This window comes from Streptomyces sp. NPDC002306 (assembly GCF_053593435.1).
Genome location: NZ_JBSFCK010000003.1, coordinates 302,202 through 315,032, shown reverse-complemented (window position 1 = coordinate 315,032; position 12,831 = coordinate 302,202). Strand labels below are relative to the sequence as shown.

Annotated in this window: 9 protein-coding genes; 6 read left to right on the top strand and 3 right to left on the bottom strand. The window is 72.4% G+C overall.

The features are described from left to right. Nucleotides 1–36: 36 nt before the first annotated feature. The 5 genes from ACWCQK_RS08980 (at nucleotide 37) to ACWCQK_RS08960 (ending at nucleotide 7,846) form a co-directional block, all read left to right on the top strand. Complete coding sequence (locus tag ACWCQK_RS08980) at nucleotides 37–885, top strand: serine hydrolase (protein ID WP_451153441.1); 849 nt, start codon at nucleotides 37–39, stop codon at nucleotides 883–885. Between the two features lie 62 nt (nucleotides 886–947). Next, entirely contained in the window at nucleotides 948–1,967 is a 1,020-nt protein-coding gene (locus ACWCQK_RS08975) for an esterase-like activity of phytase family protein (protein WP_451153439.1), read from the top strand. A gap of 92 nt (nucleotides 1,968–2,059) precedes the next feature. Further along, nucleotides 2,060–5,785 carry an ABC transporter ATP-binding protein gene (locus tag ACWCQK_RS08970; RefSeq protein WP_451153437.1) on the top strand — a complete coding sequence of 1,242 codons (3,726 nt, stop codon included), beginning with the start codon at nucleotides 2,060–2,062 and terminating at the stop codon, nucleotides 5,783–5,785. A gap of 138 nt (nucleotides 5,786–5,923) precedes the next feature. Further along, a complete protein-coding gene (locus tag ACWCQK_RS08965) occupies nucleotides 5,924–6,313 on the top strand; it encodes a hypothetical protein (protein ID WP_451153435.1) in 390 nt (129 codons plus the stop codon). A 99-nt stretch (nucleotides 6,314–6,412) separates the two neighbouring features. Beyond that, nucleotides 6,413–7,846, top strand: coding sequence for a S28 family serine protease (locus tag ACWCQK_RS08960; protein WP_451153433.1), 1,434 nt, complete (start codon nucleotides 6,413–6,415; stop codon nucleotides 7,844–7,846). Between the two features lie 13 nt (nucleotides 7,847–7,859). Here the strand turns inward: ACWCQK_RS08960 and ACWCQK_RS08955 are convergent, their stop codons facing one another. From ACWCQK_RS08955 to ACWCQK_RS08945, 3 genes are all read right to left on the bottom strand, one after another. Further along, nucleotides 7,860–8,501, bottom strand: a complete 642-nt coding sequence (locus tag ACWCQK_RS08955; protein WP_451153924.1) for a hypothetical protein — start codon at nucleotides 8,499–8,501, stop codon at nucleotides 7,860–7,862. A 112-nt stretch (nucleotides 8,502–8,613) separates the two neighbouring features. Further along, complete coding sequence (locus ACWCQK_RS08950; RefSeq protein ID WP_451153431.1) at nucleotides 8,614–10,518, bottom strand: glycoside hydrolase family 3 protein; 1,905 nt, start codon at nucleotides 10,516–10,518, stop codon at nucleotides 8,614–8,616. A 313-nt stretch (nucleotides 10,519–10,831) separates the two neighbouring features. After that, complete coding sequence (locus ACWCQK_RS08945) at nucleotides 10,832–11,749, bottom strand: LysR family transcriptional regulator (protein ID WP_451153429.1); 918 nt, start codon at nucleotides 11,747–11,749, stop codon at nucleotides 10,832–10,834. Between the two features lie 102 nt (nucleotides 11,750–11,851). On the opposite strand from ACWCQK_RS08945, the gene ACWCQK_RS08940 reads away from it, so the two are divergent. Beyond that, nucleotides 11,852–12,760: an EamA family transporter gene (locus tag ACWCQK_RS08940; protein ID WP_451153428.1), complete on the top strand. Its 909-nt coding sequence runs from the start codon at nucleotides 11,852–11,854 to the stop codon at nucleotides 12,758–12,760. The last annotated feature ends 71 nt before the right edge of the window (nucleotides 12,761–12,831 follow it).

Genomic DNA, 12,831 nt, shown 5'->3' with positions numbered 1-12,831 from the left:
TACAACCATTCGGTCGAACTCATGAGTCAAAAGGACATGACTCAGGGGATATCCAGACGCGCCAGACTGGTCGCGGGCGGCCTCACGGCCGGGGTGCTCATGACGGGCGTGGCCGCCGCCGCGCCCGCCACCGCCGCGACGCCGACCGTCAGCTGCACGTCGTCGAAGGCGGCCCTGGCCGCCAAGCTCAAGAAGGACATCACGGCCGCGCTCGCCACCCGCAAGGGCACCGTCGCCGTCGGCCTCTACGACCGCACCACCAAGACCACCTGCACGCTGCGGGCCACCAGCGCCTACGACTCGGCCAGCGTCGTCAAGGTCACCGTCCTGGCCACGCTGCTGTGGGACGCGAAGAAGCACAACCGCTATCTGACGAGCACCGAGAACTCGCTCGCCACCGCCATGATCACCAAGTCGGACAACGCCGCGACCAGCAAGCTCTGGAAGCAGCTGGGCCTGACGAAGATCAAGGGCTTCCTGAGCGCCGCCAAGATGACCCAGACGAAGCCGGGCGCGAACGGCTACTGGGGTCTGACCCAGATCACGGTCACCGACGAGCAGAAGCTGCTCGATCTCGTCACCGCCAAGAACACGGTGCTCAGCGACAGTTCACGGGACTACATCCAGAAGCTGATGGGGAAGGTCGTCTCCTCCCAGCGCTGGGGCACGCCCTACGGTGTGCCGTCCGGTGTCTCCGTGCACGTCAAGAACGGCTGGCTGCAGCGCGCCACGCAGGGCTGGCGGGTGCACAGCGTCGGCACGTTCAAGGGGCGCGGTCACGACTACACGCTGACCGTGCTGACCCACGGCAACAGCACGATGAACTACGGCATCACGACCATCCAGGGCGTCGCGAAGGTCGTGCACCGGGACCTCATGTCCTGAGACGGCGGATCCTTCACGGTGCGGCCCACCGGGAGTCACCGAGCCGTCCTACGGTGACGTCCATGCGTCTGCGAACCGTACTCGCCACCCTCACCGCCTGTCTGGCGGCGGTCACCTCGGTGTCCGCCGCCGGCCCGGCCGTCGCCCGGGAAACCCAGGCCTGTTCGCCGTCCGTCACCCTCGACCGCTTCTCCGACGCGCTCGACAAGACGACGTACGACGGCATCTTCGTCGGCAACTTCTCCGCGCTCGCCGTGGACCGCTCCGGCCGACTCGCCGCGCTCTCCGACCGCTCCGCGCTGTTCACCCTGGACGCGCGCACGCTCCGGCCGACGGACGTGAGCGCGCTCGCCGACGAGAACGGCGCGGCGCTCGACTCCGAAGGCCTGGTCGTCGACCGTGACCACACCCGTCTGGTCACCTCGGAGACCGAGCCGTCCGTGCGCCGCTACCGGGCCGACGGCACGATCCTCGACCGCCTCCCGGTGCCCGCCCCGCTCCAGGTCGCCCCGGCCGGCCGCGCCGTCCCCAACGGCACCTTCGAGGGGCTGACCCTGTTCCCCGGCGGCCGCACCCTGCTGGCGTCGATGGAGTACCCGCTCGCCGGTGACGACGCCGGCATCGTCCGCTTCCAGACCTGGCAGCGGACGAAGGGCGACCACTTCCGGCTCGGCGCCCAGTACGCCTACCGCACCGACACCGGCCTCGGCGTCCCCGAGGTGCAGGCGACCCCCGACGGCCGCCTCCTGGTGCTGGAGCGCGGCTTCACCGCCGGCGTCGGCAACACGGTCCGCCTCTACCTGGCCGACCCGCGCCGCGCCACGGACACCGGCCGCGTCGAGAACGTCACCGGCCGGAGCGGCGTACGGCTGATCACGAAGACCCTGCTCACCGACCTCGTGACCTGCCCGTCACTGGGCGCGACCGCCAAGCAGCCGCAGCCGAACCCGCTCCTCGACAACATCGAGGGCATGGTGATCACCGGCCGGTCCCGGTGCCGCCTCGACGTCCTGCTGGTCAGCGACGACAACCAGAACGCGGTCCAGACGACCCGCTTCTACCGACTGCGCGTCCGTATCTGACCTTGCTTCGCCCGAATGTTGCGGAGGGATGAAATCCGCTTCGTTGCGCGTTGGTGCCTTCCGGTAGACCAGGACGAACGGAAGGCACCGGCGTGGCAGCGCAGCAGGGGGAGAAACAGGGCTGGGCGCGGAGACTCGCGGGCTATGCCTGGCGCCACCCGCGAGACGTCGTCCTGGCTCTCGGCTCCGCCCTGGGCGGCATGGCCGTCACCGCGCTGGTCCCGCTGGTCACCAAGGTGATCATCGACGATGTGATCACCGGCCACAGCCGCTCCATGACCCCCTGGGCCGGTGCCCTGATCGGCGCGGCCGCCCTCGTCTACGTCCTCACCTACGTCCGCCGCTACTACGGCGGACGTCTCGCGCTCGACGTCCAGCACGACCTGCGGACGGAGATGTACGACACGATCACCCGGCTCGACGGCCGCCGCCAGGACGAGCTGTCCACCGGGCAGGTGATCGGCCGGGCCACCAGCGACCTCCAGCTGATCCAGGGTCTGCTCTTCATGCTGCCGATGACCATCGGCAACCTCCTGCTCTTCGTGATCTCCCTCGTGATCATGGCCTGGCTGTCCCTGCCGCTGACCCTGGTCGCCCTCGCGGTGGCCCCCGCGCTCGCCTGGATCGCCCGCCGCAGCCGCACCAGGCTGCATCCCTCCACCTGGTACGCCCAGGCCCAGGCCGCCGCCGTCGCGGGCGTGGTCGACGGCGCCGTCAGCGGCGTACGCGTGGTGAAGGGCTTCGGGCAGGAGGAGCAGGAGACCGGCAAGCTGCGCGAGGTCGGCCGCCGGCTCTTCGCGGGGCGGCTGCGCACCGTCCGGCTGAACTCCACGTACACCCCGGCGCTCCAGGCCGTGCCGGCCCTCGGCCAGGTCGCGATGCTGGCGCTCGGCGGCTGGCTCGCCGTCGGCGGCCACATCACCCTGGGCACCTTCGTCGCCTTCTCCACCTACCTCGCCCAGCTCGTCGGCCCGGTCCGCATGCTGGCCGTGGTGCTCACCGTCGGGCAGCAGGCCCGCGCGAGCACCGAACGCGTCCTGGAGCTCATCGACACCGAGCCGACCTTCAAGGACGGCACCAAGGACCTGCCCGCCGACGCGCCCGCGACCGTCGAGTTCGACGACGTCGCCTTCGGCTACGACCAGGCCCCCGGCAGCACCGGCCCGGTACTGGAGGGACTCTCCTTCGAGATCCGGGCCGGCGAGACCCTCGCCGTCGTCGGCTCCTCCGGCTCCGGCAAGTCCACCCTCTCCCTGCTCCTGCCGCGCTTCTACGACGTCACCCACGGCGCCGTCCTGATCGGCGGCCACGACGTCCGCGAACTGACCCTCGACTCGCTGCGCGCCGCGATCGGCCTGGTCCCCGAGGACTCCTTCCTCTTCTCCGACACCGTGCGCGCCAACATCGCCTACGGCCGCCCCGACGCGAGCGACGAACAGGTCGAGGCCGCCGCCCGCGCCGCCCAGGCGGACCGGTTCATCGCGGAGCTGCCCGAGGGCTACGGCACCAAGGTCGGCGAGCACGGCCTCACCCTCTCCGGCGGCCAGCGCCAGCGGGTCGCGCTCGCCCGCGCGATCCTCACCGATCCGCGCCTGCTCGTCCTCGACGACGCCACCTCCGCGGTGGACGCCCGCGTGGAGCACGAGATCCACGACGCGCTCAAGCAGGTCATGCGGGGCCGCACCACCCTGCTCATCGCGCACCGCCGCTCCACCCTCAACCTCGCCGACCGCATCGCCGTCCTCGACGGCGGCCGGCTCGCCGACCTCGGCACCCACGAGGAGCTCCAGGAGCGCTCGGACCTCTACCGCCGCCTGCTCACCGACCCGGACGAGCTGGGCGGGGTCTCCCCGGGCCACACCCCGTCCGCCGAGCCGCGGCAGGACACCTCGGTCCGCGACGAACTGGACGCCGAGTTCGACGCCGAACGCGGGCTGACCCCCCGCCTGTGGACCGGTGACCGTGAGCCGAAGGACAACGCCCTGGCCGGCATGCCCGCCGGCGCCGAACTCCTCGCGCAGGTCGCGGCACTGCCCGCGGCGGCCGACACCCCGGACATCGACGAGGCCGGCGCGGTGCGCCCGGAGGAGTCGTACGGCCTCAGGCACCTGCTGAGGGGCTTCGGACGGCCCCTGCTGATCAGCCTGGCGCTCGTCGCCGTGGACGCCGGAGTGGGTCTGCTGCTGCCCGTCCTGATCCGGCACGGCATCGACCAGGGCGTGAGCCGGATGGCGCTCGGCGCGGTCTGGGCGGCCGCGCTGTTCGGCCTGGTCGCGGTGTTCGTGCAGTGGGCGGCGCAGGTCGGCGAGACCCGGATGACGGGACGCACCGGCGAGCGCGTGCTGTACTCCCTGCGCCTGAAGATCTTCGCCCAGCTCCAGCGGCTGGGGCTCGACTACTACGAGCGGGAGCTGACCGGGCGGATCATGACGCGGATGACGACCGACGTCGACGCGCTGTCCACGTTCCTCCAGACCGGCCTGGTCACCGCCTTCGTCTCGGTCGTCACCTTCTTCGGCATCATGGGCGTCCTGCTGGTCATCGACGTGCAGCTGGCGCTCGTCGTCCTCGCGACGCTGCCCCCGCTGGTCGTCGCCACCTACTTCTTCCGCCGGGCGAGCGTGAAGGCGTACGAACTGGCCCGCGAGCGCGTCTCGTCGGTCAACGCCGACCTCCAGGAGTCGGTGTCCGGGCTGCGCATCGTGCAGGCCTTCCGGCGCGAGCGGGACGGCGGACGGCGGTTCGCGCAGCGCAGCGACAGCTACCGGCGCGCCCGGATCCGGGGCCAGTGGCTGATCTCCCTGTACTTCCCCTTCGTGCAGTTCCTGTCGTCGGTGGCCGCGGCCGCGGTGCTGATGGCGGGCGCGAGCCGGGTCGACGCGGCCACCCTCACCACGGGCGCCCTGGTCGCCTACCTCCTCTACATCGACCTGTTCTTCGCCCCCGTGCAGCAGCTCTCCCAGGTGTTCGACGGCTACCAGCAGGCGACCGTGTCCCTCGGCCGTATCCAGGAACTGCTGCGGGAGCCCACGTCCACGAAGTCGGCAGACGAGCCGCTCGCGGTGCGCTCCCTGCGCGGCGAGATCGCCTTCGAGGACGTGAGCTTCGCGTACGGCGACGACGAGGCGGCGCTCACCGGCATCGATCTGAAGATCCCCGCCGGCCAGACCGTCGCCTTCGTCGGCGAGACGGGGGCCGGCAAGTCGACCCTGGTCAAGCTGGTGGCCCGGTTCTACGACCCGACCGCCGGCCGGGTGACGGTCGACGGCACGGATCTGCGGACGCTCGACCTCACCTCGTACCGCCATCGTCTCGGTGTGGTCCCGCAGGAGGCCTACCTCTTCCAGGGCACCGTGCGGGACGCCATCGCCTACGGCCGCCCCGACGCCACCGACGCGCAGGTGGAGGCGGCGGCCCGCGCGGTCGGCGCGCACGAGATGATCGCCACGCTGGACGGCGGCTATCTGCACGAGGTCGCCGAGCGCGGCCGCAACCTCTCCGCCGGGCAACGGCAGTTGATCGCACTGGCGCGCGCGGAGCTGGTCGACCCCGACGTCCTGCTCCTGGACGAGGCGACGGCCGCCCTGGACCTGGCCACCGAGGCGCAGGTCAACCAGGCCACGCAGCGGCTCGCGGGCCGCCGTACGACGCTCGTGGTCGCCCACCGGCTGACCACCGCCGCGCGCGCCGACCGGGTCGTGCTGATGGCCCACGGCCGGGTCGCCGAGGACGGCACGCACGAGGAACTGCTCGCCCTGGACGGCCAGTACGCGCGGCTGTGGCGGACCTTCGTGGGCGAACCCGTCCCGACGGTGTAGCGGGGCCGACGCGACGGCGTGGCGGGGCCCGGCGCGGGAGTGCCGCGGGGCCCCGAGGCGGGGCGCACGCAACCGTCGTACACCTGTCCTGCGTCCGTACACCAGTACGGTGATGGACGTGTGACAGGAGGGACGACCGTGGACAGTGGTGCGATACGCCGGCGGCTGGCACTCGGCATGACCGTGCTGGCCGCGTCCGGACTGCTCGCGCTCGCGGCGCCGGGCAGCGCCGACGCGGCTCCCGCGCAGTGCGCCGGGCGGAAGGTGAAGACCGTCTCCTTCTCCACCGGCGCCGTCCACCTCTACAAACGCGACGGCTACGTCTGCGCCGTCACCCTCCCCGAGCACCCCGGCCGCAGAACCGCGATGTCCGTCAGTGTGCAGGCGCGCGGCACCCGGCCGGTCGTCGACAGCGGGCGGTACGCGCTGCGGGCCGGCCCGGTGACCGTGCACGCCGGGCACCGCTGTGTCCGGATCAAGGGCGCGGTGGGGCGGGGGACGGTCAGCACGGGCTGGATCCTGTGCTGACGTGACCGACGCGCCGACTCGCCGAGTCTCAACCCCCTCTGGTGTGAAGGGTGTTGCTGGGATAGCTTCCGGCGCACATCCGTTTCACAGGGAGGGTGCATGCGCAAGGCGCTCAGATGGCTGCTGGCGCTCACGGTGCTCATAGGCACGTTGAGCACGGCCGGGGCGGCCACCGCCGCCGTGCCGGAGGCCACCGGAACGACCGACATCAAGGAGCGGCTGCTCTCCGTACCGGGCATGAGCCTGATCGAGGAGAAGCCGTACGCCGGCTACCGCTACTTCGTCCTCAACTACACCCAGCCGGTCGACCACCGGCACCCGTCCAAGGGCACGTTCCAGCAGCGGATCACCGTGCTGCACAAGGACGTCAGCCGCCCGACGGTCTTCTACACCGGCGGCTACAACGTCTCCACCACTCCGAGCCGCCGTGAGCCGACCCAGATCGTGGACGGCAACCAGGTCTCCATGGAGTACCGCTTCTTCACGCCGTCCCGGCCCGACCCGGCCCACTGGTCCAAGCTCGACATCTGGCAGGCCGCGAGCGACCAGCACCGCATCTTCAAGGCGCTGAAGAAGATCTACACCAGGAACTGGATCGCCACCGGCGGCTCCAAGGGCGGTATGACCGCGACCTACTTCGAGCGCTTCTACCCCCACGACATGGACGGCGTGGTCGCCTACGTCGCCCCCAACGACGTCGTGAACGACGAGGACGCCGCCTACGACCGCTTCTTCGCCTCGGTCGGCACCAAGGAGTGCCGCGACCGGCTGAACGCGGTGCAGCGCGAGGCGCTGGTGCGCCGCGAGCCGCTGGAGCGGAAGTACGAGGCGTACGCCGCCGAGAACGGCTACACCTTCACCACCGTCGGCAGCCTGGACCGGGCCTACGAGGCGGTCGTGCTCGACTACGTCTGGGGCTTCTGGCAGTACAGCCTGCTGTCCGACTGCGACACGATCCCGGCGCACGCGGCCACCGCGACCGACGACGAGATCTGGAACTCCGTCGACACGATCTCCGGCTTCTCCTTCTACACCGACCAGGGCCTGGAGCCGTACACGCCGTACTACTACCAGGCGGGCACCCAGCTGGGCGCGCCGACGATCCACTTCCCGGCCATCGAGCGGAAGTACGTCCGCTACGGCTACCAGCCGCCGCGGAACTTCGTCCCGCGCGACATCCCGATGCGGTTCGACCGGGGCGCGATGCGTGACGTGGACAGCTGGGTGGCGCACCACGCGCGGCACATGCTGTTCGTCTACGGCCAGAACGACCCGTGGGGCGCCGAGCGCTTCCGGGTCGGCAAGGGCGCGAAGGACGCGTACGTCTTCACGGCGCCCGGTCTGAACCACGGCGCGAACGTGGCCGGCCTGACCGCCGACCAGAAGGCGCTCGCCACCGCCCGGATCCTCACGTGGGCCGGTGTCGCGTCCCCCGCCGTGCGGGCGGACGCGGCGGCGGCGAAACCGCTGGCCGGGTTCGACGCGAAGCTGGACGTCCGGGACGTGGAGCGGGAGCCCGCGCTGCGTCCGTAGCGCGGCCGGGCGGTCACACCGGGCGGGCGCAGCCCACCGGGTCGGTGCCGCCGAGCCGGACGTAGAGGGCCGTGGACGCGGGGCATTCGACCCGGGCGTCCACGGCCTTCACCACCTTGTACTGGGGCTTCCTCGCCCCCGAGCCGTCGCAGGCCGTCTCGCGCACCTGGCCGGTGCCGGAACCGTAGACGCAGTCGCCGACGATGGTGTGCGGTCCGCCCCCGCCGCCCGGGTCGCCGGGATGCGGCGGTTCCAGATTGCGCATGCAGGCGTAGCCCTGCGGGACCGTGCCGTCGCCGTCCTCGTCAAAGGCGGCGGCCTGTTCGCTGATGTGCAGCACGAAGTCGGTGGTCGCCGGGCACGCCGGGCCGTCGGCCACCGTGCCGTCGTGGCGGGCCACGACCCGGGCCGCCGCCCGCTCGCCGGAGCAGGGCACCTCGGTGAAGCTGGTGGTGCCGAAGGAGCTGCACTCGTCGACGCCCAGGAACTCGGCGCCGTAGCCGACCGGCACGCCGGAGCTCGGCGCCGCGCCGGGCCGGCCGTCGTCCCGCGCGACCGGGCCCCGCGTACCGCCCGGCCCCTGGCACCCCGTCAGCAGGGCGGCGAGCAGCGCCGACAGGGCGCACACCGCCGCCGCCCGCCCTCTCCCGCGCATCGCCATCCCCCGGACACCCCCGTCCAGCGTGACCCGCGACAGCGGAGCACGCCAGACAACCGGGGGGCTTTGCGCCCTTCGGGGGTGGTACGCCGGGCGCGGGGCGTACGGCCTAGTACGTCAGCCCGTGCCCGAGCGGATACAGCACCTGCGCCGGGTCGTCCGCCCGAAGTACCGGCACCGGCAGCTTCCCGTGCGGCGCCACGTGCCCGGCGATGACCCGCGCGGCCGCGCGCAGCTCGACGTCGGTCCACGAGTACGTCGCCAAGTACGCCTCTACCGCGGGCAGTTGCGCGATGTCGTACGGGTTGCGGACGGCGATCGCGACGACCGGCTTGCCGGTCGCGAGCAGGTGCTCCACCAGCGTCCGCTGGCCGCCGGCCCCGGTGACGTTGTACGTCCCGACGACGACCGCGTCCACCTCGCCGGCCGCCGCGACGGCCTGGGCGACGACCGCGGCCGAGGGCGCGGTACCGGTGGACAGCGCCTTCGCCGTGAAGCCCAGTTCGGTGAGGGCGGCCGCGAGGACACCCGTCGGCGGGCCCGTGGTGCCCGACGGGGACGCCGGATCGGCGCCGACGACCAGCACCCTGGGGTGGGTGCGGCGGGACAGCGGCAGCACCCGGCCCTCGTTGACCAGCAGGGTCGTCGTCCGCTCGGCGATACGGTCGGCCGTCGCGCGGTGCGCCGCCGTACCGACCACGCGGTCCACGCCCGCCCGGCTGACGTACGGCCGCTGGAACAGGTCGAGCCTCGCCTTCAGCCGCAGCACCCGCAGGATCGATTCGTCGAGCCGGGCCTCGGTCAGCTCGCCGCCGTGTACCGCGTCCAGGACGGCGTGCCAGGCGACGTCGAGGTCGGGCGGGTCGAGGAGCTGGTCCACGCCCGCCTTCAGCGCGAGCACCGGCACCCGGTCGTCGCCGTACTTGGTGCGCACGCCCTCCATGGTGAGCGCGTCGGTCACCACCACGCCGTCGTAACCGAGTTCGCCGCGCAGGATGCCGGTCACGATCGGGTGGGAGAGGGTCGCCGGGTCGCCGGAGTCGTCCAGCGCCGGGACCATGATGTGCGCGGTCATGATCGAGTCGATGTCCGCCCGGATCGCCGCCCGGAAGGGCACCGCGTCCAGCTCCTGCCACAGCTCGCGGCTGTGGGTGATGACGGGGAAGCCGAAGTGGCTGTCGACGGCCGTGTCGCCGTGCCCGGGGAAGTGCTTGGCCGTCGCGGCCACGCCCGCCGACCGGTACCCCTTCACCTCGGCCGCGACCAGGCCCGCCACCGCCTCCGGGTCGGCGCCGAAGGACCGCACGCCGATCACCGGGTTGGCCGGGTTGACGTTCACGTCGGCCACCGGGGAGTAGTCCTGCCGGATGCCGATCGCGCGCAGCTCGGCACCGGAGATCCGGCCCAGCGTGCGGGCGTCGGCGCGCGAACCGCCCGCCCCGACGGCCATCGCGCCCGGCAGCAGCGTGGCGGGCTCGCCGACGCGGCAGACGATGCCGTGCTCCTGGTCGGTGGAGATGAGGACGGGCAGGCCGCGCGGCTGCTCCAGGGACGCGGCCTGGATGCCGTTCGACAGTTCCGCGATCTGGTGCGGGTCGCGGGTGTTGTGCGCCCAGGTGAAGTAGATGATGCCGCCGACGCGGTACTTGGCGATCAGCTCGGCGGCCGTGCGGACGCCGATCTCGCTGAGGTTGGCGTCGATGTCCGCCTGGTCGGGTGCGGTGGCCGAGTGGCCGTACACCCGCATGACGAAGAGCTGGCCGACCTTCTCCTCCAGCGTCATACGGGAGATGAGTGCGTGCAGGTGCCGGTCGTCGCGTTCGGCGGCGTACCCGGGTACGCCGACCGTCAGGGACGCGGTGACGCCGGCCGTGGCGGCGAGGACGGTACGTCTGGACGGACGTGCGGTGCGTCCCGCGCCGCGCGCACCGCCTGTGTCACTCGGACCACCTGTGTGTCCCGAACTCCCTGTGTTCCGCGAACTTTCCGTGCTTCCCGCGCTGCTGTCGGGCACGTGCGCTCCCTCCGAAGGAGAACCGCTGAAGGAAACTTCCAAGGTGCCACCAATATCCGGGAAGTTTCTTCCGGTCAAGGGAGTGCACAGTAACCAGCGGGGCGCCGCCATCGGCGCAGTTGGAGGGGGGCGCGCCGATGGCGGCGTGCTGCCGGCCGCGGTACGGCGGAGAGGGTGTCGTCGGCGTTCGCAGCCAGCGGCGAGGCCGACACCGCACCGCGGTGACTCGTCCGGCAGTTCGGTCCTTGGACGCGGAGTGCCGGGGCCGGGTTCCCGGCCGGCGCCCTCTTTCCGCAAGTCGGTACGGGTGCGTTCAGCGGGGCGTGTGCGCCGACACGTCCGGCCAGTGGGCCCGGAGGGCGCGCACGGTCTCCGCGATCGCCGGCCGCCGGGCCGCCCCCGTACGCCACAGCGCGTACAGGCGGCGCACGGGCATCGGGTCCATCGGCACCTCCACGACCCCGTCGGGCAGCGGGCCGCGGCCGAGCCGGGGGATGAGGGCGACGCCCAGACCGGCCGCGACGAGCGCGACGATGGTCGGGTTCTCCTCGGCCTCGTGCACGAGGTCCGGCTCGTGCCCGGCCGCGCGCAGGGTGCGTACCAGCCAGTCGTGGCAGACCCGGCCGGGCGGCTGGCAGATCCACCGCTCGCCGCCCAGCTCCTCCCGCCGCACGTCCGTCCGCCCGGCCAGCGGATGCCCCGCGGGCACGAGCAGATCGCACAGGTCGTCCCCGATGACCGCCTGCTCCACCCCCGCCGGGGCGGGCAGCGGCGCGATGTCCCAGTCGTGCGCCACCGCGAGGTCGACGGCGCCCTTGGCGACCAGGTCGACGGAGAGGTGCGGGTCGACCTCGCGCAGCCGGGCGTCCAGCGCGGGGTGCCGCTCGGCCAGGTCGGCGAGCACGGGCGGCAGCAGACCGCGGGCCGCCGACGCGAACGCCGCCAGGGTCAGCCGCCCGGCGGGCAGCCCGCGGCGCTCCTCCAGCTCGGTCTCGGCCCGTTCCACGATGGCCAGCAACTGCCGTGCGGTGGCGGCCAGCTGATGAGCCTCGGGAGTGAGCCGCACCCCGCGCCCCTCCCGCTCCAGCAGTACGGTCCTGGTCTCCCGCTCCAGCTTGGTGATCTGCTGGGACACGGCCGACGGGGTGTACCCGAGCGCGGCGGCGGCCGCCCCGACCGTGCCGTGCACGGAGACGGCGTGCAGCGCGCGCAGGCGCTGGAGATCGAGCATGTCCCCTCCTGGTGCCCGGAGTCGGCCGCTTAGCGTTGCTTAATCCGACCGTGCAGCAATCATCGCTGGTGCTTCATGGTCAGGGGAAGTGATCCTCGTCGTATGAAACCCGCGCACCTCGCCCTCGCCGTCGCCGTCGCCGCCGTCTGGGGCGTGAACTTCACGGTCATCGAGATCGGTCTCGGCCACTTCCCGCCCCTGCTCTTCTCGGCCCTGAGGTTCCTCGTCGCGGCCGTCCCGGCGGTCTTCTTCGTCGGCCGCCCGAAGGTGGCGTGGAAATGGATCGTCGCGGTGGGCCTGGTGCTGGGAGTGGCCAAGTTCGGGCTGTTGTTCGTCGGCATGGACGCCGGGATGCCGGCCGGCCTGTCGTCCCTCGTGCTCCAGATACAGGCGGTGTTCACCGCGCTGATCGCGTTCGCGGTACTCGGCGAGCGGCCCACCGCGGTCCGCGCGGCGGGCATGCTGGTCGCTCTCGCCGGCATCGGCGTGGCGGCCGTGGACGAGGGCGCCTCGGGCCCGCTCGGCGCCTTCGCGCTGGTGGTCGCGGCCGCGGTCTGCTGGGGCGCCTCGAACGTCCTGACCCGCAAGGCGGCACCCCCGGACGCCCTGAACTTCATGGTGTGGGTGAGCACGGTCCCGGTCCTGCCGCTGCTGACCCTGTCCCTGCTGCTGGAGGGACCCACCCGGGACTACGACGCCCTGGGCGCGCTGGACCCGCAGGGCGCAGGCACGGTCGTGTACGTCGCCTGGGTCACCACGGTCTTCGGCTTCGGCGCCTGGGGCTGGCTGCTGCGCCGTCACCCCGCCTCCACGGTCGCCCCGTTCTCGCTGCTCGTCCCCGTCTTCGGGATGACGTCCGCGGCCCTCTTCCTGGACGAGTCGGTGAGCCCGCTCAGGTGGTGCGCGGCGGCGCTGCTGGTCGGCGGCGTCGCGCTGACGTCCGTGGCGCCCGCCCGCCCCACCGCGCGACCGGGCGCCGCGACCCTCGGCGGTCGTCGAGCGGTCTCCTGATCTCGTCGAGCGGTCTCCTGATCCGGGGAAGCGCCGCACCGGCGTCATCCCATGTCGACGAGGGTGACGCC